The sequence below is a fragment of the Paenibacillus glycinis genome, from assembly GCF_009909185.1.
In the GTDB taxonomy this organism is placed as follows: domain Bacteria; phylum Bacillota; class Bacilli; order Paenibacillales; family Paenibacillaceae; genus Paenibacillus_Z; species Paenibacillus_Z glycinis.
On the sequence record NZ_JAAAMV010000036.1, the window covers coordinates 35606 to 60936 of the forward strand.

At 57.7% G+C, this 25331-nt stretch carries 23 protein-coding genes; 3 read left to right on the plus strand and 20 right to left on the minus strand.

The annotated features are described in order from the left end of the window. Nucleotides 1-4: 4 nt before the first annotated feature. The 4 genes from GT019_RS30145 to GT019_RS30160 are packed head-to-tail and all read right to left on the minus strand — an operon-like array spanning nt 5 to nt 3977. Nucleotides 5-787, minus strand: a complete 783-nt coding sequence (locus tag GT019_RS30145) for an HAD family hydrolase (RefSeq protein WP_161747165.1) — start codon at nt 785-787, stop codon at nt 5-7. 15 nt (nt 788-802) lie between these two features. Then, nucleotides 803-2185: an extracellular solute-binding protein gene (locus GT019_RS30150; protein ID WP_161747166.1), complete on the minus strand. Its 1383-nt coding sequence runs from the start codon at nt 2183-2185 to the stop codon at nt 803-805. A 39-nt stretch (nt 2186-2224) separates the two neighbouring features. Beyond that, nucleotides 2225-3067 (minus strand): carbohydrate ABC transporter permease, encoded by an 843-nt coding sequence (locus GT019_RS30155; RefSeq protein WP_161747167.1) that lies wholly within the window; start codon nt 3065-3067, stop codon nt 2225-2227. Between the two features lie 31 nt (nt 3068-3098). Next, nucleotides 3099-3977: a carbohydrate ABC transporter permease gene (locus GT019_RS30160; RefSeq protein ID WP_161747168.1), complete on the minus strand. Its 879-nt coding sequence runs from the start codon at nt 3975-3977 to the stop codon at nt 3099-3101. Nucleotides 3978-4161: 184 nt separating this feature from the next. On the opposite strand from GT019_RS30160, the gene GT019_RS30165 reads away from it, so the two are divergent. After that, nucleotides 4162-4722 (plus strand): GbsR/MarR family transcriptional regulator, encoded by a 561-nt coding sequence (locus GT019_RS30165; RefSeq protein ID WP_161747169.1) that lies wholly within the window; start codon nt 4162-4164, stop codon nt 4720-4722. A gap of 151 nt (nt 4723-4873) precedes the next feature. Here the strand turns inward: GT019_RS30165 and GT019_RS30170 are convergent, their stop codons facing one another. Together GT019_RS30170 and GT019_RS30175 are read right to left on the minus strand one after the other, a co-directional pair. Beyond that, nucleotides 4874-5347, minus strand: a complete 474-nt coding sequence (locus GT019_RS30170; protein WP_161747170.1) for a cupin domain-containing protein — start codon at nt 5345-5347, stop codon at nt 4874-4876. Between the two features lie 83 nt (nt 5348-5430). Further along, complete coding sequence (locus GT019_RS30175) at nt 5431-6438, minus strand: oxidoreductase (RefSeq protein ID WP_161747171.1); 1008 nt, start codon at nt 6436-6438, stop codon at nt 5431-5433. A 239-nt stretch (nt 6439-6677) separates the two neighbouring features. Between GT019_RS30175 and GT019_RS30180 the strand changes: the two genes are divergently transcribed. Continuing rightward, nucleotides 6678-7235, plus strand: a complete 558-nt coding sequence (locus GT019_RS30180) for a TetR/AcrR family transcriptional regulator (RefSeq protein ID WP_161747172.1) — start codon at nt 6678-6680, stop codon at nt 7233-7235. Nucleotides 7236-7347: 112 nt separating this feature from the next. On the opposite strand, the gene GT019_RS30185 is transcribed toward GT019_RS30180, so the two are convergent. From GT019_RS30185 to GT019_RS30240, 12 genes are all read right to left on the minus strand, one after another. Beyond that, on the minus strand, nt 7348-8373 hold the full coding sequence (locus tag GT019_RS30185; RefSeq protein WP_328804075.1) for a Gfo/Idh/MocA family protein: 1026 nt from the start codon (nt 8371-8373) through the stop codon (nt 7348-7350). Between the two features lie 156 nt (nt 8374-8529). Next, on the minus strand, nt 8530-9198 hold the full coding sequence (locus GT019_RS30190) for a Type 1 glutamine amidotransferase-like domain-containing protein (RefSeq protein WP_161747173.1): 669 nt from the start codon (nt 9196-9198) through the stop codon (nt 8530-8532). Nucleotides 9199-9406: 208 nt separating this feature from the next. Then, nucleotides 9407-10459 carry a hypothetical protein gene (locus GT019_RS30195; RefSeq protein WP_161747174.1) on the minus strand — a complete coding sequence of 351 codons (1053 nt, stop codon included), beginning with the start codon at nt 10457-10459 and terminating at the stop codon, nt 9407-9409. A gap of 317 nt (nt 10460-10776) precedes the next feature. Then, complete coding sequence (locus GT019_RS30200; protein ID WP_161747175.1) at nt 10777-12009, minus strand: MFS transporter; 1233 nt, start codon at nt 12007-12009, stop codon at nt 10777-10779. 272 nt (nt 12010-12281) lie between these two features. Next, nucleotides 12282-13283 carry an N-acetylglucosamine kinase gene (locus GT019_RS30205; RefSeq protein WP_235949602.1) on the minus strand — a complete coding sequence of 334 codons (1002 nt, stop codon included), beginning with the start codon at nt 13281-13283 and terminating at the stop codon, nt 12282-12284. 97 nt (nt 13284-13380) lie between these two features. After that, on the minus strand, nt 13381-14988 hold the full coding sequence (locus GT019_RS30210; RefSeq protein ID WP_201755653.1) for a gamma-glutamyltransferase family protein: 1608 nt from the start codon (nt 14986-14988) through the stop codon (nt 13381-13383). A 3-nt stretch (nt 14989-14991) separates the two neighbouring features. Further along, a complete protein-coding gene (locus tag GT019_RS30215; protein WP_161747176.1) occupies nt 14992-16122 on the minus strand; it encodes a Gfo/Idh/MocA family protein in 1131 nt (376 codons plus the stop codon). Between the two features lie 12 nt (nt 16123-16134). Beyond that, entirely contained in the window at nt 16135-16935 is an 801-nt protein-coding gene (locus tag GT019_RS30220; RefSeq protein ID WP_161747177.1) for a sugar phosphate isomerase/epimerase family protein, read from the minus strand. A 119-nt stretch (nt 16936-17054) separates the two neighbouring features. Next, nucleotides 17055-18461: an ABC transporter substrate-binding protein gene (locus GT019_RS30225; RefSeq protein WP_161747178.1), complete on the minus strand. Its 1407-nt coding sequence runs from the start codon at nt 18459-18461 to the stop codon at nt 17055-17057. A 94-nt stretch (nt 18462-18555) separates the two neighbouring features. After that, nucleotides 18556-19419 carry a carbohydrate ABC transporter permease gene (locus tag GT019_RS30230; protein WP_161747179.1) on the minus strand — a complete coding sequence of 288 codons (864 nt, stop codon included), beginning with the start codon at nt 19417-19419 and terminating at the stop codon, nt 18556-18558. A 2-nt stretch (nt 19420-19421) separates the two neighbouring features. Further along, nucleotides 19422-20297, minus strand: coding sequence for a carbohydrate ABC transporter permease (locus GT019_RS30235; RefSeq protein ID WP_235949603.1), 876 nt, complete (start codon nt 20295-20297; stop codon nt 19422-19424). 433 nt (nt 20298-20730) lie between these two features. Then, nucleotides 20731-22047 (minus strand): 6-phospho-beta-glucosidase, encoded by a 1317-nt coding sequence (locus GT019_RS30240; protein ID WP_161747181.1) that lies wholly within the window; start codon nt 22045-22047, stop codon nt 20731-20733. A gap of 302 nt (nt 22048-22349) precedes the next feature. On the opposite strand from GT019_RS30240, the gene GT019_RS30245 reads away from it, so the two are divergent. Then, on the plus strand, nt 22350-23075 hold the full coding sequence (locus GT019_RS30245; RefSeq protein ID WP_161747182.1) for a GntR family transcriptional regulator: 726 nt from the start codon (nt 22350-22352) through the stop codon (nt 23073-23075). A 176-nt stretch (nt 23076-23251) separates the two neighbouring features. On the opposite strand, the gene GT019_RS30250 is transcribed toward GT019_RS30245, so the two are convergent. Both GT019_RS30250 and GT019_RS30255 read right to left on the minus strand, forming a co-directional pair. After that, entirely contained in the window at nt 23252-23881 is a 630-nt protein-coding gene (locus GT019_RS30250; RefSeq protein WP_161747183.1) for a hypothetical protein, read from the minus strand. A 299-nt stretch (nt 23882-24180) separates the two neighbouring features. Further along, on the minus strand, nt 24181-25302 hold the full coding sequence (locus tag GT019_RS30255; protein WP_161747184.1) for an NADH-dependent flavin oxidoreductase: 1122 nt from the start codon (nt 25300-25302) through the stop codon (nt 24181-24183). Nucleotides 25303-25331 lie beyond the last annotated feature (29 nt).

The following is a 25331-nucleotide window of genomic DNA, read 5'->3' on the forward strand; positions in this document are numbered from 1 at the left end:
CCTTTCATAACTCGCCTTCCCTAAGTTCAAGCTCGCCATAGTTCGAGATGATCGCGTCCGCGTCTGGCAATATAGACCTGCCGGAATGCTCCGGATCCGCGATTCCCACGGCCAGCGCCGTTCCCGCCGCCCTTGCCATGAGCATGTCTCCGTTCGTATCCCCGATGACCGCGACTTGCGCGCTCGGCAGCGACAGCCTCCGGCAGGCCAGCTCGACCAGATCCGGGTACGGCTTGCTGCGCGCCACTTGATCGGCCCCGACGCACGCGGCAAAATAATGCCCGATGCCAAGCCAGTCCAGATGACGAAGCGCCGTCTCCGTCTCGTCCGCCGTCACGACGCCAAGCGTCAGTCCGCTCGCCCGGCACCGCTCCAAGAACGGTACGACCCCGGCGATCGGCTTGACCGTTCGGGTAACGGCCAGTTGTTCGTCCGCGTAAGCCCTGCATTCACCGGCAAGCACTTTCGCATCGGCCCAGGACAATCCCGACCGGTAGCCCTGCCAAGCCAGCACCGTCAGCAAATCCTCGATCGTTCCCATCGCGAGCGGACCGTTGCGGTCATAACCGACGATCTCGCCGTCTTCCGCGCGGCGGGTTCCCCACAAGCCTTGCAAATCGACCGTCACCGGCGGCAGCTTCCTCGCCTCAAGCTGACGGGAGAACCGGGCGAGCAGCTGCTCGCTCCAGTTCCCCCACGTGTGGATAAAGTCGAGCAAGGTGCCGTCTTTATCGAACAGAATCGCTTGAATCGGAACGTCTGCGCCCGCTGCACGTAATCGCGGCATGCGCGCGTCCTCCTTTTATTTGTTCAATTTATCCAGCTCGCGCTGCGCGGTTTCCTTCGCTTCCTTCAACACTTTCTCGGCCGGTTCGTTGCTGATCTCCAGCTTGTCCGCGGCGATCTTGAGCGCGTCGGTGATTTTGCCGCCGGTCGGATCCTGGAACGGCTTGGAAGCATGCGCCGCTTGTTTGAGCGGAATCGTGCTTTGCGGATTCGCTTTGCTGTACTCGACGAAAGCCGGATCGTCCAGCGCCGATTGGCGAACCGCGATATAGCCCGTGTTCATCGACCAGAAGGCCGTGTTTTCGGCTTTCATGAAGAACGCGAACCATTGCAGCGCCGCTTGCTGCTGCTCCGGGCTTGCCTTTGCCGGGATGCCGGCGAGAATCGCTTGCGCGACCGGTTTGCCGGCGCCTACGCCTTCCCAGCCCGGTTGTTCCATGGCGGCCAGCTTCGTGAAGTCCAGATCGCCTTGATCGCCGCTCGAACCGGTGTAGCCTGCGGCCATGCCCTTCATGACGTCGTCGATCGTCTTGTACCAGTACTCCCAGCCTTGGCCGCCGGAGTGAATGCGCATCGTTTGGTCGTCGAAGATCGCTTTGCGGAAAAATTCCCACGTGGAGATCCATTCCGGCGAATCGATCATGATCGTTTTGCCGTCGTCGCTGATGATTTTGCCGCCTTTGCTGTACGCGGCGTCGATCAGATTATCTTGGTTCCACATCGGCTCCCAGCCGTAGAACGTCGTTTTGCCGCCGCTCTTGACCGTCATCTTCTCGGCCGCCGCCGCCAGCGCTTCCCACGTGGTCATATCTTCGGCTTTGATGCCGCTCTTCTCGAACGCTGCCTTGCTATAGTACATGACCTGCGTCGTGCCGTACATCGGCAGGAAGTACTGCTTGCCGTCGACTTGGCCCTGCTCCAGGAAGGTCGGGACGACATCGTCTTTGTTGAAATCCGGCTGCGCGGCGATCAGATCGTCCATCGGCGCGTAGTAGCCTTTTCTCGCCCAGTCGACGTTCGAGGACAATACGGCTGCAGGCACCTGGCCCGTCGCGATCGCGGCTTGCAGCTTCTTCTCGGTCTCGCTGTAGTCGGCCTGCACGACCGGCTTCACGATGACGTCCGATTGGGACGCATTGAATTTATCGATCAACGTCTGCATGTTCTCGCCCAGCTTGCCGCCGAGTCCGTACCAGAACTCGATCGTCACGGGCTCCTTCGGCGTCTCCGTCTCGGTCTCGGCAGGCGCCGCGTCGGCATTTGCATTGGCCGTATTGGCCGGCGCGTTGGAATCGGATCCGGAAGCGCCGGAGTTGTTATTGCTGGTCGCGCCGCAAGCCGTCAGTACCAAGAAAGACGTTAATAATAGCCCTGCCGTAGTCATTTTCATCGTAGACATGTTTAGTTCCCTCCACTATTTTGTCTGTTTGCACTACCCTTACCCTTTGCTGGCTCCCGCAGATAGATTGACGCTTTGAATGATCGTTTTCTGCGTCAAGACGAAAATCACGAGCAATGGCGCAATCGTGAACGCGCTGGCGGCCATGATCAGCGGCCATTTCAATCCGTATGCACCTCCTTCCACGAAGAAGCTGCGGAGCCCGGCCGAGACGAGCTGAAGGTTCGGATCCTTGGTGATGAGCATCGGCCAGAAATAGTTGTTGTACTGCTCGATGAAGGTGATCAACGCCAGTACGGCGAAGGAAGCGCGGGTCAGCGGGATCAGGATCGTCCACAGAATCCGAAAGTGCGAAGCGCCGTCGATCTGGCCGGCCTCGATCATCTCGTGCGACACCTGCAGGAACGCCTGCCTGATCAGGAAGATCGAGAAGATGCTGACGCAGTTCGAGAGAATCAAACCGCCGTACGTATCGAGCAGATGCAGCTTCCCCAGAATGATGTAACCGGGCAAATACACCGCGGTCGCCGGAATCATGTACCCGATCAGAATCAAAGAAGTGAATACGCCCTTCAAGCGGAATTTCATATGCGTGAGCGCGTAGGCCATCATCCCGGAGTTGATCACCTGAATCACGACGATCGCGGCGGCGACGAAGATGCTGTTCAGCATATAACGCGCGAACGGCGCGGCGACCCATGCATCCGCGAAGTTATGCCACAGCGGATCATGCGGCCATAACGTCGGCGGAAATTGCCAAATTTCGTCGTTCGTTTTCAATGCGCTCGTGACCATCCAGTAGAACGGGAACGCCATGAGCACGGCGAGCGCGGCGACAATCGCGTAATGCGCGGATCCGCCTAGTTTTCTCCAAACCGTCATACGAGTAGCTCCTTTCCTGCGAGGCGCCGGATTAATAGTGAACGGCTCTTCTTCCGACAAGGCCGGAAGCGAGCGAGAGCAGCACGCAGCCCACGACCAGCGTGATCGCGACGGCAGAGGCTTGACCGATCTGGAAGGACGTGAACGCCGACTGATAATAGAGATAAAGCAGCGTGCGCGTGGAGCCTGCCGGTCCGCCTTGCGTCAGGACGTTGATCTGGTCGTAAGCCTGCAGCGCCTGCACCATCTGCACGATGATCAAGAAGAACGTCGTAGGCGAGATGAGCGGCAGCGTCACGTTCAGAAACTTGCGCCAGACGCCCGCGCCGTCCAGCTCCGCCGCCTCCTTGAGATCGTTCGGCACGTTGCGGATCGCGACGAGGTAGAAGATCATCGCCCAGCCGGCCGATTTCCAGATCGTCACGAGCAAGATGCCGACGAGCGCCCAATTCGGATCCTCCAGCCACCGGATGCCGTCGCTCCCGAACATTTTCAACACGCTGTTGGCGAGCCCGACCTCCGGTTCATAGATCCAGGACCAGACGATCGATACCGCGACCGTCGGCGTGACCCAGGGCGAGAAGATCAGCGTCCGATAGACGGCGCCGCCCTTGATCTTGCTCGTCAGCAGCAAGGCGAGCCCGAGCCCGATCGCGATAATCGGCAGCACGCTTCCGAGACAGAACAACACGGATACGCGGAGCGATTGGAAGAAAGCCGGATCCGCGAACATCTCGCGGTAATTGTCCAGCCCCACGAACAACTTGTCCGGGCTCATGAAGTCCCACTCCATGAAGCTTAAATAGATGACGTAAGCGAGCGGGAAGAACCAGAACAAGGCGAGCGGTATCATGGCGGGCAGCGTGAACAACAACGCCTTTCCTTCTTCGGCAAAATTATTTTTTCTCATGTTAACCTCCCAACGTTCAATAAAATTTTAACAATACTGGTTTTACGGGTTATTAATCTCTTTATTTGTATCGATTCAAAAATTATTGTACGATAGGAAAGAGAGAGAAAGGTTATGCCTACGTGAAAATTACTTGTAATTTGTGTAAAATTGTCGATAGAGAGCCATAGCTGGAGGCGTTACGATGAAGAAAGAAACATCCGGTAGAATGAAAGAGCCTTCCTCGCACCGCGAGCAGCTCCGAGCCAAAGTAATCGACGCGATCGCCCAGACGATGGACCTGTACGGGGTTAACTACAGCTTCGGGCAGCTGTACGGCATTATGTTTTTCGAAGATCGGCCCATGACCTTGGACGAGATGCAGACGGACATGAACATGAGCAAGAGCAACATGAGCTATGCCGTCCGCTCGCTTACCGAATCGAAAATGGTAACCAAGCTGAAGGAAAAAGACGCGCGCAAGGATCTTTACGTCGCGGAGACGAACTTCTTCAAAGCGTTCCAATCCTTCTTCACGACGAAGCTGCAGCGGGAGATCGACGTCATGCGGCAGGCGATCGAGGATGTCATCCCCCCGTTGTCGGAGACGATTCTGGCGCTCCATACCTCGGAGGAAGAACGCAAGCTGTGTCTCGAGGATCTGCACAAGCTGAAGCATGCGCTCAGCTATTACGAGTGGCTCCAGCGATTCGTGAACGATCTGGAGTCGGGCGCATACTTCGACGGATCCCAAGAGCCCCGCTAAGGGCTGCGAGCCTGGTCTTGAACGTTGCGGTAAATGAAGAACGCGCGAGCGAGGATTCGTCGCGCGCCAAAACGGCCCCCGTCTTGTTAACAAGACGGGGGCCGTTTCTATGGGATCGTGTTCTCTTTTTGGAAGTTGTCCGTCTTCAGTGTTACCTGGATTGCTGAAGCAACGGAGGCCCGATAATTAGCGTGTCGTTCCGCTCGGCCAGTCGACCGATATCCTCGAGCGAATGCCGGCCGATTTCAGGAAAGAAGTCGTCGATGCCGCCAGGCGCGAAAGTGAAAAGGATACGTCCAGTCTCGGTTCCGACGTTAGCCCACGCGTGAGGCACGCCGCGAGGAACCACGACGCTCGTTCCGGGAGCAGCTTCGAATTCTTCCTCCCCGCATTGGAAACGGAATGTTCCTTCAAGAATCTCGAATACCTCTTCCCGTTCCTTATGAATATGCTTCGGGGGACCGATCAAAGCCGGTACGCGCGCTTCGATGACGGTGATCGCCCCTCCGACTCGATTGCTGTGGATGCGAATGGCCATTTGTTCGCCCGGCATCGTGTCGAACCATTCGAGATCCTTGGCGAAAGTAACGGCTGCTTTGGTCAGGGCTTTTTTTGTCTCTTCCATTTTTCATTCTCCTTGCTCTATCTGTTCTATATAGAATGAGATCCCATTTCGGAATGCAGACCTCGGCCGATCATTTCGTTCTATTAGATGGCAAACGTTAACCCGATCAGCTGTTCGCTGAGGCTCCAAAGCCGCTCGGCCGCTTCGGGATCGACCGCGTATGGCATTACGCCGGAGTCCGTTAACGTCGAATTGTTGTCCAACTCGAATTCGGACTCGGCGTCCCGGCCTAGAGGCGCGATATCGCAATTCTCGCAGTATACGCCGCCCATATTGTCAAGCTGCGCGCTCGTTGCGCACCATACGCTGGTAGCAGCACCTTGCCCCACCGTCTTGAGATTTTTCGCCGGATCGAGGACCGGCTGTCCGTTCTCGTCGATGACGCCTGCCGCGAGCAGTTCCTCGTTCGAAAGATGCTTCTCGAGACCGGTTCCTACGATGCTGCCCGGATGAAGGGAAAAGGCGCGCACGCCGTCGGCCTGGCCGCGTTTGTCGAGTGCGACGGCAAACAGAACGTTGGCCGTCTTCGACTGACCGTAGGCCGCCCAGCGGTCATACTCCCTATGATTGAAATTCGGATCATCGAACACGACTGGAGAAAAGTGATGCCCCCAGGACGAAACGGAGACGACCCGTGCGCCGTGCGCCAAGCGCAGCGCGGGCCAAAGCCGCGCTACAAGCTGGAAATGGCCCAGATGGTTCGTCGCGAATTGAGACTCGTATCCGCGCGGATCGCGTCTCAGCGGAGAAGCCATGATCCCTGCGCTGTTTACCAGGATGTGAAGCGGTCTGCCGGAGGCCAGAAACTTCTCCGCGAAGGCGTCGATCGAGGCAGGGTCCAGCAAGTCCATCGCTTCGATTTCGATGCCGTCGATGCCCGCAAGCGCCGTCGCGGCCTTGTCGAGATCGCGCGTCGGAACGATGACTTGTGCTCCGGCAGCACGCAGCACGCGCACGGTCTCAAGACCAAGTCCGGAATACCCGCCGGTGACAATGGCAATTTTGCCGTTCAAGTCGATACCTTGGATGACCTCTTCGGCCGTTGAGGATGCTCCGAAGCCGGAGCCGATAGATGATTGCTTAGTTGTCATTTTATAGATCTCCTTTAAATGTTCGAATGAAAGATAGGTCTTGAAAGTAGATGGCCCATTCGCGTATGTCAGTCATATGCATAAGTTTTTTTATCCACAGGAACAATAACCGCGACGTCTTAACTTGTTGTCTTCATGACAAGTCTCCCTGAATATTTATTTAGACAATAAACGTATAATGTCTATATGTGCATATTATACGACTGGACAAAGTTTGTAAAGTGTATAATAATGTATCCATGGACGACAAAAAAAAGCTTCATATCCTAACCGTTGCATTAGACGTGTACTTCAAATATGGCTATAAGCGCGTATCGATGAATGAAATAGCAGAAGCCGCCGGTATTTCGCGCGCGGGTCTCTATCTATACTTCAAGAACAAGGAGGAAGTGTTTAACGCAACGATTCTTCACTATGGCGACACGCTCATCGCTGAAATAAAGGAAGGACTTTCTTCCAAAAACACGCCTGAAGACAAGATTTTATATGCGTTCGAAGTGTGGTCGATCCACAATTTCGATCAATCGTTGCGTTCGCCCGAAGTGAAAGAAATGACCGACAGCTCTTTATCGTTTGCTCAAGAGGCACTCGATGCGAGCTACAATAAACTTGAAGTCGTACTGACCTCGATTTTAAAATCGGAATCGCAATTCGCCGACAACCCCAACCGTCTCTCGCCGGAGAAGTTGGCACGCCTTCTGACAAGCGCGTCGCGAGGATTCAAAATCGTCGCCAAAAACTCGACGCAGCTTCGCCAAATGATTGAAGACATGCTCCGAATTATTTTTGCCTCTTAGCGAGGAATCCACTGAATCGAAGGCATCTATTGAAACGCAAATAAGGCTTCCAGATAGCTGGAAGCCTTATTTGGATTTTGACTGCAAGAAAACGAAATCGTACCGCGGGCGTTCAATCCGCTCCGACGCGACCTTGGAAAGGCTCGATGACCACCCGTCGCTTGTCGCGCGCGGAAGCAAGGCATGCCTCGATGACCCGTATCGTTCGCACGCCGTCCCAAGGACTGACCGGTTCCGGCTCGCCGTAAAGCGCCGCTCTCGCGAACCTGTTCAACAGCAGCAGCTGCTGGTTGCCGCGCTCGAACGGTTCGATCCGCATCTCGCCGCGCACGGTAACCTGAATGTCAGGGCTCAAATCGCTGCGAAGCGAGAATGCCGAAGGCAGCCGGATTGTCCCATGCGTGCCCCTGATTTCCAGCGTATTGGCGAAGTCCGCCCACAAGCCGCACTGAAACGTAAAAGCCGCGTCGCCAGGAAATTCGACGAGACCGGAAGCCATCATATCGACGCCGCCATGTTCCGGTGAAAATAACGCCTGCATCGTCGCAGCCGCCGGTTCCTTCTCCAACACGTAACGGGCGGCGCTCAGCAAGTAGCAGCCGATGTCGTACATGCCGCCGCCGCCCATCTCCTGACGGAATCGGATATCGCCCTCCATGGCGGAACGGTCCGATGTAAAGACGCCGTGAATGGCCCTCACCGAACCGATCTCGCCGGAATGGACGATTTCCTTGATCCGGTCGTAGCGCGGGTGATAGCGATACATGACGTTCTCCTGAAAATGAACGCCGAACTGCTCGCAAGCCTCAACCATCTGGACCGCATCCCGCTCCGACACCGCCATCGGCTTCTCGACCAGCACATGCTTGCCTGCCCGGGCGGCATGAATCGTCCATTCCCGGTGCATGTGATTCGGCAAAGGTACGTATACCGCATCGATGTTTGGATCGGCAAGCAGCTCCATGTAGCTGCCGTAAGCGTCCGGTATGCCATGCTTGTCTGCAAACGTCCGCGCTCTTGTTACATCGCGACTTGCAACAGCGGCGATCTCATGAGTGTCCGAGGACCGGACGGACGGAATAAACGCCTTCGCGGCAATTTGAGCGCACCCCATGATGCCCCAACGCAGCTTCCTCACCAGCTCGCCTCCAATTGGATGATCAAAATGTTCGATCGGCGCATGCGGATTCTCTTCCGGATGTCCTACTTCAATTCAAGAGCAGCTGATCGATGTAACCAGCAGCCGAACAATCTTATCGAGCAATCGTATCCGCCGGCTCCACGGCAAGGGATATCAGCGCGGAAAATATTTCCATTTCCCTTCGGAAACGACTTCGGCTGCTCCGTCGATCACTTTGATGGCGGTCTGATCGTCAATCGCATATGTCGGCCCTTGCATCCCGGCGGCCCATCTCTCCGCGGCAGCCATGGTGTTTCCGGGCAGCAGCTCGTGATCCAGATGCGGGAATATCGCAAAATCTACCAGACCCAGCGTTTCATCGCCGCCGTTGGGCGGAGTCCAGCCCACGAAGAGTTCCCCGATATTGGGCGCCATCACCATACTCCCGGCGCTCATTCCCACATAAACGGCCTGCAGCGACGGCAAGAGCTCTGCCAGTCCGGACTGCCGCATCCAGTAGCTTAGGTAGAGGGCGTCCCCGCCCGACACCAGCAGGACTTCCGTCTCCCGCACCGCCGGCACCCAGCGTTCTTTGGCGATGCTTGGCAGCGCCGTGAGCTCCAGCACGCCGACGGACTTCCAGCCCAGGTCGACCATGGGATTCTCGGAATTCCCGCTGATGAACTGCCAGGCTTTGACGCCGGGTCCGACCCATGGATGTCCGTACATCGCGGTAGGGATGCACAAGGCATTGCAGTCGGCGATCGGCTTGCCCAGCATGTCGACTAGCGCGTCGTGCATGCTTTTGTTATTCACGCCTGCAGAGGTGAGCAATAATTTCATAACCCTCACTCCTTATCGTTGTGTGCGTCTTGTCGTTTATTCCGGTAGGCTTTCCAATGTAAGTTGCGTTTGTCAACTTCATCATTTCGCCCGTTGCCTAGGTGTTCGATAACAGGATTGAACTATCCTGCTCGTTACCTCGGTCTAATTCTTTTTTCTCACGACACCGTGGACGATAAAATAAGCCAATTTCTCCATTCCAACCATGTCAGTTGCCGTAAGAAAGCTTGTCGCCATTCGCAAGCGGAGGAAGTTTGTCCATCCAGTGCTCATATTGGGCTACATTTACCATGTCCTTGTCATTTAAATAGTCCTTGTAGGTCTGTAAGTACTCCTTATCGGATGAAGTATCGTTCTGGCTATATTCCTCCAGCCATTGCCTGCCATCCTCTATGCGGTTCAATAGCAGATAAGCAGAAAGAAGCGAATCCAGACGCATCTCATTCGGCTCCTGCTTGAAGGCAAGTTGCCTGTTATGCAGCTCTTTTTCCCAGTACTGTTGCGTCAATGACGCACTAACTTCATAATGGTCGGATTGCCATACGTACACGGCGTCGAGCGCGGGGGATAACGGCATTTGACCATAAGAAGGGAAGCCGAACAACTCGGGAACTCCTTTGGTTAGAGCAAAATCGAGTTCGATATTGTCTCGAATCGTTAGTTTGATCTCGTCATCGACCTCTTCGATAAGAATCGAATATGGATCGGGGCGATTGTCTACGAGGTCAAAAAGAAATACAGCGTGGCCATTGTAAACTAAACCTGTCGACCAGGACTCTCCATCGGTTTGCCCGCCGGCGCCGCCTTCGAACGTGACCCCCTGCTCCTGACTGTCAAAAACAATCATGTCCTGCTTCATAATGGCAAAACGGGTGTAGTCAAACTCGCCCTCGTTCCAATATAGAACGGAGTATTTTTGACCATCTAAATCGAAAACATCCGTATGAATTGGCTTTTCGGGAATTCCTTCTGGTGCCACTTTCGAGTCAATCGTATTAGTACTGTCAGATACATCCAATGTCTTCTGTTCAGAAGCAGAACTATTGGCATCAGGCACAGTACCGGTTACTTTCTCCGCTTCCGGTTGGACGCCTGGATCGACAACTTCCGTTGCAGGTCCAACTGTCGCTTGTATTTCGCTGCTAGTGGGATGACTATCGTTGTGTTTCGTAGACATTACCCCTGCTTTATCACTCGAACATGCGGCTAGAATACCAAGCAAAACCAACGAAATAACAAACCCTAGAATACTTACCTTCATGAGGAATCCCCTTTTTTTGTTGGGTAACACATTTTACAACTATCATAGCACTTCAACTAGCAATTGGTAACCGAAGCAAACCGGCCAATTAAAAACCGTCCTTAATCGATAGAGGTCCTTATCGCCCCGGATTGGATGACTACCCGCAACTGCTATTAAATTGAGAGAAAGCAACCGATCTTGTGACCGGCTGCCTCCGCATGTCGCTATAAAACTAACGTACCCGGTTAGGCAAGAGGTCTGTCCCTCGCCGGATATTTTACTTCGACCAGTATAGAATTAATTCAAATCGGATCCGGGGGTAACGGCATCCGGCTTCACAGCTGCGCTTCTTCGCGCTTATGGCCTCCATACTCCAGTTCATTCGAATGCTTGCGGGCGCTTCGCCAAATCGAGAGGAACAGGAGCGCGAAGCCCGCCACGCCGAGCAGCGACGTCGCGGCGCTGATCCGGTACATCGCATGCGCGCCGAGATGCTGGAAGATCCAACCGCCGGTAACGCCTGCCGCGATCCCGGATACCCCTCCCCAGCTCAGCGCGTACACCGCTTGACCCGAAGCGCGAAATTCCTTCGGAACGAGCAGGACGGTCAGCTGCGTCCCGACGTAATAATAGCCCGCGAACGTCAGGCAGTGCATCGCTTGAATGAAGATGATCTGATACGGGGTTGCCGCGACCGACATGAGAAACCAGCGCAGCGCGTACAGCAGGCTTACGACCGCCAGACATAGGATCATCGCGCGCTGGCTTTTCCGAAGATAACGGTCGAACAGCAGGTAGACCGGGATCTCGAAAATCGAAGAGAGAAAAGCGGACCAGCCGATGAGCGCGTTTTTGCCTCCCAGATCGGAGATATAGATGGAAACGAACGTATTGTTCATCGAGTTCGGAATCGAGATAAGAACGCCGATGACAAGGAACAGCATGAACGGCTTGTTCGCCCAGATCTGACCATAGCCGGTCGGAGCGCCCTTCCGGTTATTCGCCGCGCCTCCGCGGGGCAGCCGCAAGGCCAGAACAATGGAGACGAGCATCATCAAGCCGTACACGATCCACAGCCTTCGAATGGCCAGATGCTCGATCACCGGCCCCGTGGCTACCGCCATGACCGCCCAACCGAGCGACCCCCACAACCGGAACGCGCCGAATTTCTTCCCCGTCTGCTCGGCCACGTCCAAGATGAGGCTGTTGCTTTGCGAGAACAACGGAGTTTGGAAGAAGAAATAAAGCAGCATGAACGCGAAAATCAGATAACCCGCCTGGACCGAGAAAACGATTTGCATGACCGCCGCATTGCCGATCAGCAGGATCAGCAGCACCCGCCTGGCATTCTCGAGCCGGTCGCTCCAATAGCCCCAGAAGGGGTTGGCCAGCAGCGAGATGAACGGACCGCCGGCGAGCAGCAGGCCGATCGTAAAGCTGGACATGCCGGTTTCCTTCAGATACAGCGGGAAGAACGTGCTGTAAATCGCGATCGCCCCGTAGATGAAGAAGTTGAACGTTTTAATGAAGCCCAGCGAGTGTTTGGCGGACAACGAAGAAGATGACATGAACGTTTGCTCCATCCTTTCCTGCTGACGAACTTGTTATGGCCGGCTTTCGCCGCCGCCGGATGGCGGTCTCGTGCCGGTTCGGAACCGCGCAGCCGATCGACCGTGGCGGCGCGGCTTATTCCGCTGCCCGGCATTCCCCACTCTTTCTCTGTCGAGCGTTCTGTTTCCTTCATGGCCGCGAGATCAAAAAAAGAAGCCGCAGATGAAATCCGCAGCTCCGGGAGGCTCATAGTATCCGCATGTTCGGGTCCGGCGTTCCGAATCCGCCGTTAGGCTTGATATCCGCCGTACGCTTCGAAGCGTCGGAGCATCGTATCCGTCGCCGGGATCCCCAGCCGGTCCATGGCCAATAAGACGGCCCCGTAGACGGGCGCCATTTTCGGGATGATGAATTCGAAGCGCTCGTTCTCTTCCGCGATCTTCTCGCGCATGGCCGCCAGCAGATGCGGATTGCGGCCTTCCTGCACGACGCTGCCGACCGTTACGATCCGAATCGCGTCGCCGGGGAAGCCGCCCAGTCGGCGTATCACCGAATTCGCGCCGCGGCCCAGCTCCTCGCCCGCCCGCCGAAGCAGCCGGATGGCCAGCTCGTCGCCCTCGTCCGCCGCTTCGTGGAGCACGATCGTCAAGCTCCCGGGAACCTGCTCGATATCCTGATCGAGGAAATGGTCGAATACCTGCCCCATGTCGGCAAAACCGAGATGCTTCGCCACTTTATCCGGGAGGATCGACGGAGCTTCCCGCAGATCCCAGGAGCGGACCGCATGGCTGAAGGTTTCCTTGGCCATATCGCCGCCGCCGGTCCGGTCGCCGAACAAATGCCCGAAGCCGCCGGTCTGGACCGTCAACCCTTCCCGGTTCCGCCCCGCCGCGTTCGTGCCGCTTCCGCAGATCAGCACGACGCCGACGTTATCCGGCGTTCCCGCGCGCAATCCCTCGTACGTATCGCATACGACGTCCCAGTTCGGAAAAGGCAGCCCCGCCAAGCCCGGGCGGAGAATCCGAAAATCCTTCTCCCGGTCGGCACCCGCCAATCCGTACTGCACATAATCGATATCCGCTTCGTTCAATCCGGCCTGCTCGAGCGCCATCATGGCGGACTTCCGTATATTCGCGATCGCTTCGTCGATGCCCGGAACCTGATGATTCCCGCAGCCCGCCAGCCCGCGCCCGAGCAGCCGGCCCTCTTCGTCCGCGATCACCGCGAACGTCTTGCTGTTGCCTCCGTCCACGCCCATGATATAAGCCATATGCTCCGTCTCCTTCTTCATAGACTTCATCCTCTTGCCAGCGTCGCGCTGCCGGCGCGGCCCTGCTTCTCCGGGCAAGGATCCGAGGCCGCAGGCGGATGGCTCCCCTTGCGGCGAGCTACCAGGCGGCGACTTCGCCGTCCGCCCGCGGTTCCGTTCCCCCCGCCAGCACGCCGCTGACCGGATCCCGCCAGATGATCTGTCCTCTGCCGAACATCCCGGAATCGACTGCCCGCTGCACGGTATGCCCCCTTCTGGCCAGCGCTTGGGCCAAATAATCCGGGAATTGGGGCTCGACCTCGATGATCTTCTCCCGGAGCCACCGCCATCTCGGCGCGTCCAAGGCCGCCTGCGGGTTCAAGCCGAATTCGATCGTGTTGAGCAGAATCTGCACATGCGCTTGCGGCTGAATCGAACCGCACATGACGCCGAAGGGACCGACGGGGACGCCGTTCTTGGTCAGAAAGCCGGGAATGATCGTGTGGAACGTCTTCTTGCCCGGCGCCAGGACATTCGGATGCTCCGGGTCCAAGGAGAAGCCCGAGCCGCGATTCTGCATGCAAATCCCGGTGCCGGGAATGACGACGCCGGCCCCGAAATCGCCCGCGTGGCTTTGAATGAACGACACCATGTTGCCCTCGCCGTCCGCCGCGGCCAAGTAAACCGTCCCGCCCTTCGGCGGTTCGCCCGGCTCGGGAACAAGCGCCCGCTCCCCGATCAAGGCTCTTCGCTCGTCGGCGTAGGCGTCCGATAGCAGCGCTTCTACGGAGACGCGCATCGCTCGCGGATCCGTGATGTACTTTAGCCCGTCCGCGAAGGCCAGCTTCACCGCTTCGATCTGCTTGTGGTACGTCTCGACCGTATCCTTCGCCGCGAAATCGAAGCCCTTCAATATGTTCAGCGCGATCAGCGCCACCAGTCCTTGGCCGTTCGGCGGAATTTCCCACACCTCGTACCCCTTGTAATCGACGTGAATCGGCTCTACCCATTCGGGCTCGTATGCCGCCAGGTCCGATTTCCGGAGATACCCGCCCCGCTCCCGGAAGTGCAGATCGATCCGGTCCGCCAGCTCGCCTCGGTAGAAGGATTCCGCCTTCGTCTCCGCGATCGAACGAAGCGTACGCGCATGCGCCCCGGAGCGCCATATTTCCCCGGCGGCTGGCGCTCTGCCTTCGGGCGCGAACGTGTCGAACCACGGTTCGAACAAGTCGTCCTGCAGATCGCCGATGTTCCGGAACCCGTCGGCCCAATATCTCGCGATCGTCGGAGAAACCGGAAATCCCTGCTCCGCATAATCGATCGCCGGCTGCAGCACGTCCGTCAAGGGAAGCCGGCCGAACCGCTCGGACAGCGCGGCCCAGGCAGCCGGCGTGCCCGGCACCGTTACCGGAACCATGCCATAGGCCGGCATTCGCTCCAGTCCCTGCGCTTTGACTTGCTCGAGCGAGATCGCCGCGGGGGACGGTCCGCTCGCATTCAATCCGTGCAGCTTCCCTTCGGCCCACACGATGGCGAACGTATCGCCCCCGATGCTGTTCGAGTTCGGTTCGACGACCGTCAGGCAGGCCGCCGCCGCGATCGCCGCGTCGATGGCGTTCCCGCCCTTCTTGAGCATGTCGAGCCCGGCCTGTGCGGCAAGCGGCTGGGACGTGGCGACCATGCCTTTGCGTCCGTATGTCGTCATGCGCTGCGACGGATAGGGGTTATATAACGGTTCGAATGGCATGATTCAACTCTCCCTCCGAATCGTGGTCGGCGATTGCTCCGCCACTTCCTCGGCGGTTACTTCACGGTCCAGTCGAGCGGATAGATACATGCCCTCGCTGATGAGCATGGTCTTGAGCGCGATCTCCGCGGTAGGCAGCAGTTTGACTCTGCCCTGCAGCGCGGCTGCCCAATGCTTGGCGGAGGACTCGTAGGCGTCCTCGTCCGGGTTCAGGCGGCGCCGGCGCTCGCGCATGGCGGCCAGGTCGAGCGTGCTGTCGAAATCCATGTCGTCGATCGTCGAGTGGAAACCGAACCCCGACTTGGAATGAATGTCCGAATACGCCGGCAGGCGGATGCCGCCCTGCGATCCGACGATGCTGCTGCCTTCGAGGCCGCCCATATGCAGCGACCACGCTTCGATGATATCCATGGAGACGCCGCCTTCGAACCGGACGAAGCCCATGGCGGACTCCTCCACGTCGAAAGCGCTTTCTTCCCTGCGCTTGCGGTCCATGTCCATCTCCTGGTAGAGGCACCCGGATATTCGCTTCACCTCCGGCATATCGAGCAGATAGAGCATCTGCGCGATATGATACACGCCCATGTCGAGGAGAGCCCCGCCGCTCGCCGTGTCCTTCCGGGTAAAGAAGCGGGTGCCGTACCCGTCGACGAACGGCCGCCCGCGCCGCCGGAAGCCGGTAGACCGGGCATGATAGAGCCGGCCGAGCCGACCGGCGTCGATCAGCGTTTTGGCTGCCTTGGTCTCGTCGCGGTACAGCGTGCCGAGCTGGACGTGCAGCATTTTGCCGCATGCCTTCGCCATGCTAGCCATGGCTTCGCCGTCGCGGTAAGTGCCGGCGATGGGCTTCTCGCAATAGACGTGCTTCCCTGCCTGCAGCGCGGCGATCGTCGCCACCGCATGAAGGTTGTTGTGCAAGCACACGTCCACGGCGGCCACATCGTCGCGGCGCAGCATCTCCCTGTAATCGGCGTATACGCCCGGAATGCCGTATTGCTCCGCCACCCGGCGCGCTTCCTGTTCATTGATATCGCATACGGCCGCGATTTCGACGCCTTCGATGGACGCGTATTGCTCGATATGATGCTTGCCGATCAGGCCGACGCCGATGATCCCGATTTTGACCGTCTCCATAGTCGCTCCCCCTCAGGATTCGGCCCTGTGATAGAACAGCCTTCTCACAGCCGCCAGCATCCATTCGATTTCCTCGTACTGATTCGCCTCGGCATTGTATTCGATCGCCCAATAACCGCGGTAGCCCGCCTGCTCCAAAGCCCGGACCGAGACGCCGGCTTCCCCGCCGATCACGGTCTTCGCGTCGACGTGCGCATGCACCGTCCATGGCGCCACGATCTCGTCCCCGCCGGCATGCTCGGGCTTCCAGCGCTTCAAATGCAGCAGGATGCCGAAGTTGGGGCGATCCACCGCTTCGGCGATCCGCTTGAGCAGATGCGGATTCAGCGCCGCGCCCATGTGATTCTCGGGACCGACCGTATAGCCGAATTCCGCGCCCCTGTCGCAATATTCCCGGTAACGCTTGACGATATAGTCGAAATCCCGCTCGTCGATCTCCTCCGTCTGGTTCGTGCAGATGTCGATCCGAACGGTCTTGGCCCCAAGCATCTCGGAGGCGCGCAAATGAAGCAGCGCGTTCCGGTACAGCCGTTCGCGCCGCGCCGGGTCCGGGTCGACGAGATGCACGCCGTCGAGCGCGATGTTCGCGACGGTCAGCCCCCGGTCGTCGACGGCCTTCCGAATCTTGCGAATATAATCCTCGTCCGGCAGGATCACGAGTCCGTCGTCGTTCCCGCTGGCGAAAAAACCGTTCCACAGATCGACGGCATCCAGCCGGTAACGGAACTTCGCCGACTCGAGATACCCGAATATATCCATGATGCCCGCCTGCCTGGAGTTATGGAACGAATACCCTCCGATGGACAGCTTCATCTATGCTCACGCTCCTCTTACGTGCGTTGCGTTCGCGAATGCGCGCCGGGAAGGCCGGAAAGTCCGGTCCGCCCTCCGCGCACGCGAAACCTTACCCGAATTTATGATTGCGATTCGCGTTACTTGCCGGATTTCTGCTTGATCTCGTCGAGCAGCTTTTGGAACTTGGGATTCATCTCTTTCAGCACGGCCGCGGGATCCTGTTCTTTATTGAAGATCGCCTGCTGCTCGTTCAGCATGAACGAAGTGATGTCCCCGTAGCCGGCGATGAGATGGTTCGGCGATTCCTTGCCTTTCTCGATCGCGGCCGTATTGACCTCTTCCAGGTACGCGGTATCCGTCAGGTCGGCGTACTGCTTGAACCATTCCTCGTAAGCGACGCTGTCCGAAGGCGGATAGCCGGTCGTCTTGGTCATCTCCAGCTGCATCTCCGGACTGGTCATGAATTGCACCAGCTTCCAGGCGGCGTCCGGATTTTTGGATTTGGACGAGATCATGAGCGGGTCGGCATAGATGAACGGCGTGGAGGTACCGGCCGGCCCGGTCGGGAGCGGAAGCACCCCGAACTTCAGGTTCGTGTCTTTGAATCCGCCCATGACCCAGCTGCCGACGAGCGACATCGCGACCTTGCCCGTCAGGAGCGGATCGCCGATCTTGCCGATCGATTCCTCGACGGCTTTGGTCGGCATGATCTTGTCTTTGAAGATCAGGTTCTGGAAAAACGCCGTCGCGTCCACGAGCTTGGGATCCGTCAGATCCGCCTTGTCCAGGAAACCGGTGGCATATGCCGGATCGAAGACATCGAGGCCCCAATCCCAGCTGTACGTCAGCAGATGCTCGCCCATGCCGTACGTGAAGCCGTAGACGGCGCTCGGCTTGCCGTAATCCTTGCTGACCGACTTCGCGAGCTCGACGAATTTGTCCCATGTCCATGCGGGATCTCCCGGCTTGTAGTTCGGTACGGTCACGCCGGCTTTGTCGAACAGCTCTTTATTGTAGAAGATCATGCTGGAGTAGATATTGAGCGGGATGCCCTTTTGTTTGCCGTCGATCTTATAGATGTCGAGCGTGGACTGCGAGATATTCGGATTGTCGAAGGTCGCCATGTAGGGCGTCAGATCCAGCACCATATCGCGGACGTTGTAGTCGACGAACCCGCTCTGCCCCCAATGGCTCCAGACATCCGGCGGCGTTCCCCCCGCGACCATCGTGTTCATCTTGGAGTCGAACTGATCGTACGGCACGCTGATGATTTCGAGTTTGATGTTGGGATTGGCCGCTTCGAATTTCTTCTTCACGACGTCCGGCAGAAACTTGTCGCGAATGCCGTTGTCCTGCGCGTTCAGCAGGGTGATCGTGACTTTCTTGCCGTCGTCCTTGCCGTTGCCGCCCGCCGGCTCGTTGGCGCCTCCCGCATTGCCCGTATCGGCATTGCCGCCGTTGCCCGTATTCGAGCTGCAGCCGCTTAACGCCAGTACCGCCCCGATGCACAATACGATTGCCATGCTCATCCACTTCTTGGCCATGTATAGCCCTCCCCTAACCTATGATCGTGAACCCGATTTGCCTGCGACGCAGCTTCAGCCCAAAGCCGGCAACACCCCCTTTCGAAGCAACCTGCTACTTCAGTCCGGACACGACGATGCCTTGGACGAAATATTTCTGCGCCAGGAAGAAAATGATCGTCGGAGGCAGGATCGCCACGATCCCGGCGGCCATCAGCAGATGCCACGGCACGATATTGAACATGCTGGTGAAGGAAGACAACGCGATCGAAACGGTGAATTTGGAGTCGGTGTTCAAATAGATCAGCGGGCCGAGGTAATCGTTCCACCTGTACATGAATCCGAAGATGGCGGCGCTGGCCAGAGCGGGACTGCACAGGGGCACCGCGATATTCCAGAAGGTGCGAAGCTCGCTGCAGCCGTCGAGCCTGGACGCCTCGAACAAATCGACCGGCACCGTGTTGAAGAACTGTCTCATGAGGAAAATGATGTAGGCCGATCCGAGAAAGGAAGGCACGTTCAGCGGGAGATACGTATCGATCCAGCCCAAATTTTTGAACAGCACGAACTGCGGGATCATCGTCACGGGGTAGGGGATCATCATGGTCGCGAGCAGGATCAGAAACATCGCGTTGCGGCCGATGCCCCGATAGCGGGAGAAGCCGTAGGCGACGAATGCCGATGAAAACACTTCGCCGAACGTGCCGACTACGGAATACAAGGTCGTATTGTAGAAATAGCGGCCGAACGACCTGGCTTGCATCGCGTCGATGAAGTTATGCCAGACGGCCGGGCTGGGGATCCACTTAGGGGGGAACAAGAAAACGTCCTGCTGGGTTTTGAGCGCGGTGGACACCATGATGTAGAGCGGCAGGATCATCAGCGCCGACAAAATGACAAGCATGCTGAAAGCCAGAATCTTGACCGTGCGTTCTCCCGCGGATATGGAGCCGCTCCTCGAAATCTTGCGCGTCGTCATCGTTAATCGCCGCCTCCTTCGTAATGAACCCACCGTCTGGATACTTTCATCATGAGCCAGGTCAGAACGCCCACGAAGATGAACAACACCCACGCCATCGCGGAAGCATAGCCGAGATTAAACGACCGGAATGCCTGCTGATAGAGGTAGTACACGTAGAAGTAAGACGCGTAGTTAGGGCCGCCTTTGGTCATGACGTCCGCCTGGACGAACACCTGGAACGATCCGATGATGCCGGTGATCAGCAGAAACAGCGTGACGGGCGAGATCATCGGGATCGTAATGTTGATCATTTGCCGGAAGCGCGAGGCGCCGTCGATCTGGGCCGCTTCGTACAGGTTCTGCGGGACGCTCTTCAAGCCGGCCAGGTAGATGACCACGTTATTGCCCAGCGTCCATAAGGACATCATGATCAGGGAAGGAATGACCCAGTGCTCGTTCGACAGCCACTGCGGCCCGGTCATGCCGGTGATGTTGTAGTACAGCACGTTCACGACGCCGAAGTCGGGATCCAGCAGCCAGACCCACAGCAAGGAAAGCACGACGCCGGAAACGACCGAGGGCAGATAGAAGATGGTGCTGAAGATGCGCTGCCCCGGCACGCGGACGTTGAGCAGCATGGCCAGAACGAGCGAGGCCGCGAGGCCGACGGGCACGCCGACCAGCGTGTAATATAAGGTAACGCCGGAAGATTTCCAGAAGAGATCGTTTTGAAACAGGTTTATGTAGTTGGCGAAGCCGATGAAAACGGGGTCGTGGGCGATGTCGTAGCGCGTGAAGCTGTAGTAGCCGGATAACAGAATCGGGCCGCCCGTGAACAGAATCAATCCGAGGATCCAAGGAGAAATGAAAAAGTAGAAATATTTCGTTTCGCGCAATTCGGTCTTCTTCCTAAAGCGCATACTCGCCATATCGGGTCTCATCCCCTTTGCATCGTCAATGGTAGCTTGCTCCAAAACTCTGCGGCTTCAGCGAATCCTATCGTCCGTTTCTCGATCGTTGCCGTGCGGGGCAGGGCCTGCCGGTTCATCCAATCGCGGCCTGGCGGCAGTCTTCCTGCCGATTCTAGCAGCACCTCCCTCTCATGATACGTTCATGTTCGACTATCTAACATCATGTGTTTCATTATAAAGGTTATAATCTTTGGTGTAAATATGCAAATTCATTATTATGTAAACGATTTCATAAATAGTTGTTACTTCATCTCTGCTCTATTCGCCGCGCTTTGCGTTGGCTGCCTGCGACAAATTGCCGACGGCTCCCGCTCGCGGTCGGTAATGGCCGATCGCTGCGAAGCCGGTCGGCGTCCGCTTATCGAAATTGCGGCAGGTAACGTATGTTCGCGTCGATGATCTCGTCCAGCACTTGTTTGGCGAGCTTCGCGCTGCCGATGAGCGGATGCAGCGTCAAGGCTTGCAAGCCCGCCGAATAATCGCCTTCCGCCGCCGCTTTGACGGTCAGCTCTTCATAGGCTTTCACGACCTGCATCAGCCCTCTGATCTGAGGCGCGATCGGCGTGCCGATCTGAACCGGATGCGCTCCTTGGGCGTCGATGACGCAGTTTACCTCTACCGATACCTCGTCCGGCAAAAAGGGCAGGATCCCGTTGTTCCGGACGTTGACCGTCTGGATATCCTTCTTGTCGTTATAGATGGACGTCATGAGGTTAACGGCCGCTTCGGAGTAGTAGGCCCCGCCGCGCTGCTGCAGCTGAGGCGGCTTGACGGCCAGGTTCGGGTCCTTGTACAGCTCGAACAGCTCGGTCTCCACGCGTCTTACGTCGTCGGCGCGCGTCGTTCCTTTCTCCAGAAACGCCTTGTTCATCTCTTCGAACACGAGATCCTTCATATAGTAGTAACGATGATAGCTGCAGGGCAGCGCGCCCAACGATCGCAAGAACTCCGCGTCCCAACCGAAATCGGGGATATTCTTCATGGTCAAGCCGCTTGCGCCGGCTGCTTTGTTCAGCACGTCCGCCGTAATATCGATGCCGCTTACCGCGATGCGGGTCGTCCAGGTCAAATGATTGATGCCCGCCATTTCAATCGTCACTTCGGACACGTCGACGCCGCATAACTTCGCGATTTGCATCTTGATGCCGATCGGGAGGTTGCACAGTCCCATCGTGCGAATGTTCGCGTACTTCAATACGGCTTCCGTCACGATTCCCGCCGGGTTCGTAAAGTTGATCATGAAGGCGTCCGGCGCCAGCTCCTCCATCTCTTTGGCGATATCCAGGATGACCGGGATCGTCCGAAGCGCCTTGGCGAACCCGCCGGCCCCCGTCGTTTCCTGGCCGATCAACCCGTACTTCAGAGGGATCTTCTCGTCCCGCGAACGGGCGTCCAGCATGCCGATGCGCATCTGGGTCGTGACGAAATCCGCGCCCTCGATCGCTTCGCGGCGGTTGAACGTCGTATGGACGCGAATCGGAACGCCGGCTTTCCCGATCATCCGATTGGCTAGCGCGCCTACCGTCTCCAGCTTGCTTCTTCCCTCCTCGATATCGACCAGATAGATATCCCGAACGGGAAATTCGCGATGATGCTTGATAAAGCCCTCGATCAATTCGGGCGTATACGAAGATCCTCCGCCCATCACCGCCACTTTCAACCGATCTTTTCTCATCGACTCGAAGCCTCCATCGTCTATCTGATTTGTCATTACATGTATCATTTAATATAAATTCATTATTACAATTCGTCAATCCATTTTTTTCTATCTCCAGCCCTCGCGCTCGGGGTCAGATAACCTCCAGAACGCTTCCAGACCTGCCGCGGGCGATTTTTTCAACATTTTTCTGGCATTCATTGGTTTTCCGCGCATTCTCGGCTTCCGAAGATACCATGGACATGTTATTATGAATTCGTCTCTATTACGATACGAAGATACGAATCGATTGCGATTAATGACCACTGAGGAGTTACGACATGTCGACAAGCAAATACGCCACCGTAAAACAGCATCTGCTGGACGCGATCAAGTCCGGTCACTATCAGCCGGGAGACCAGCTGCCGACGGAGGACGAGCTGTGCAAGCTGTACAACGTAAGCCGCACGACGATCCGCCAGGCGCTGCAGCAGATGGAATTGGAAGGCCGCATCAATAAAGTGCAAGGCCGGGGGACGTTCATTTCCGCCGCCAAATCGGAGATCGTTCACCACATGCTCGCGCCGATCGTCAATTTCTCCGAGCTTATGGAGACGTTGGGCCGCCGTTCGGAGAGCCGACTATTGGAGACGTCCGTCGTGCCCGCCCATGCCCCGTTCCAATCGCTGCTGGAAATCCCCGAGCTCTCGCCCGTCACGAAGCTGGTCCGGCTTCGCCTCGCGGACGATCAGCCGGTCGCCTACGAGACGATCTATCTGCCTTGGTCCATGGCTCCGGGCCTGTCGAACGAGAAGGAAATCGGTTCGTTGTTCAAGCTGTTGAAGGACAAGTACGGCCACCAGATCGACCGGTCCGTCGACACGCTGAAGCCGGTCATCGCGGACGAAGAGATCGCGATGCTGCTCCGTATCGATCCGGGCTCCCCCTCCATTCACATCCGTACCGTTTCCTACCTGCAGGACAACACGCCGATCGAATACAGCGAAAGCATTTTCCGCACGGACATGTCCCAGTTCGTCATCGAACGGCGGTACGATCACGGCTGATGCCTAGCGGCTAGCTTCGCGTAAAAAAAATAGAAACCCCGGCGCTCGCGCGCAAGGATCTCCAGTTATCCCGTCCTGAGTCGACTCTTCGTTCGAAGGCTTCCTTTCCACCTTCCGTCAGGCTTATGCATACGAATGAACGGCAAAATGCCGCCGGCTGATGCCGGCAGCAGAATTTAAGCTGTTCGAAAACTTCTCGGTACTATATCTCCATGTTCGACGCGATTAACCGGCGGATGCGGAAATCTCGCGTTCGCGGGGTTCGGGATGGTCGTCTCGCGGAATGCCGATTCCGGGGAATCCGCCGCCAGGGAAACCTCCCCCAGGAAATCCGCCACCCGGGAACCCGCCTCCGGGGAATCCACCACCCGGGAATCCGCCTCCGGGGAACCCGCCCCCAGGGAAGCCTCCTCCGGGGAATCCGCCACCCGGGAATCCGCCTCCCGGAAATCCACCACCCGGGAATCCGCCTCCGGGGAACCCGCCCCCAGGGAAGCCTCCTCCGGGGAATCCACCACCCGGGAATCCGCCTCCGGGGAATCCGCCACCCGGAAATCCGCCACCCGGGAATCCACCACCCGGGAATCCGCCACCGGGAAATCCGCCACCCGGAAATCCGCCACCCGGAAATCCACCACCCGGGAATCCGCCACCGGGGAATCCACCTCCGGGGAATCCGCTACCCGGAAATCCACCACCCGGGAATCCACCACCCGGGAATCCGCCTCCGGGGAATCCGCCGCCTGGAAAGGCGCGATGCCAAAAATCAGCTGACGGCTGAATGAACGCGAACGCCATGATCTCATTTCCTCCTTGTAGGAACTACATTTGAGATATCGTATGCCCGCCGGGCGAACCGCGACACTAGCCTAATCCAGCCGGGCGAATCGCCGAACCGGAACCGGGACGCTCGTTTGTCGCCAAGCAATGCCATAACAGCCTGGTTCCCTGCCCGACAGCATTAGCGGACAGGCATGGCGATCGAAGCGGCCTCTTAATCGAAACAAAGCCGGAAGCGTGATCCGCTGCCGGCTTTGTTTCAGTCATCTCAACGCTCTGCCAACGGACGCACGCGCATGCGGCACGGTCAGTGTCGCAACGGAGCTTATTCGACCGGGAACCAACCGGGTACGCCAAGGAGCATGTTCCAGAGCGGATCCGGCAGGACCAGCTCCCGTTGAGCCGTTCGCGGCAGCGTGGTCCGGATCTCGCGCGCTTGGCCGTTCTGTACCTTCTCGACCCAATTCGGTTCCATGATGATGGCATGCGCCAATGATATAAAGGCTACCCCGGCGTCAAGCGCCTCGGTTACGTCCTCCGCCGAAGAGAATCCGCCGACGCCGATGACGGGCACGCGATGGCCGGCCTGCTCTTGAATAAGCAGCACGCGCGACCTCGTATCCGCTTCGTCCCGCATGGATCCTTCCCAGAAGCCCCTGACGGAGACATGAACGTAGTCCAGTCCCCGGTCGGCCAGCGCTTCGACCAACCGAAGCGTGTCCGCCATGGCAATCCCCGGCTCCTCCCGTTCCTCCGGCGACACCCGGTAGCCGACGATGAAGGGCGCGTGCGCATGCCCCGCTACCGTTTGTTTCACGCGTTCGACGACGGCAAGCGGGAATGCCATTCTGGCTTCGAGCGAGCCTCCCCACCGATCGGCGCGACGGTTGGAATGCGGGGAGAAAAATTGCTGTATCAGGAACGTGTTCGCGCCGTGAATTTCGACGCCGTCGAAACCCGCTTCGATCGCCCTGCGCGTCGCGTCGCCGAACGCTTGGATCGTTGCCTCGATTTCGTCTTCCGTCATTTCCCTTGGCACTGCGGAATCCGGACGTTCCGCGGCAACGCCGCTCGCGCTGATCGGCTGCTTGCCCTCGATGAGCGCGGGCGGCGCCATCCGCCCCGCATGGAACAGCTGCAAGATCGCCTTCGCTCCTTGCTGCCGGATCGCCGCCGACAGCCGCCGGAGTCCGGGGATCAACGCGTCGTGATCCGCGCCGAGCTCGTTCACGAACGCTTTGCCGTCCGGCAATACATGGCTGCTCCCCGTGACGACGGCGCCGACGCCGCCCGCGCGCGCCCGGTAATAGGCAATTTCTTGTTCCGACGCGCTTCCGTCCGGATGCGAGGACGAGTTGGTCATCGGGGCCATGAACACGCGATTTTTGAGCCGGACGCCGGACGGGAGCGTGAAGGGTTCGAAGATTGGTTTATGGTTCGGATTCATTTGCAGGTTATCTCCTTTTGATCGAATGG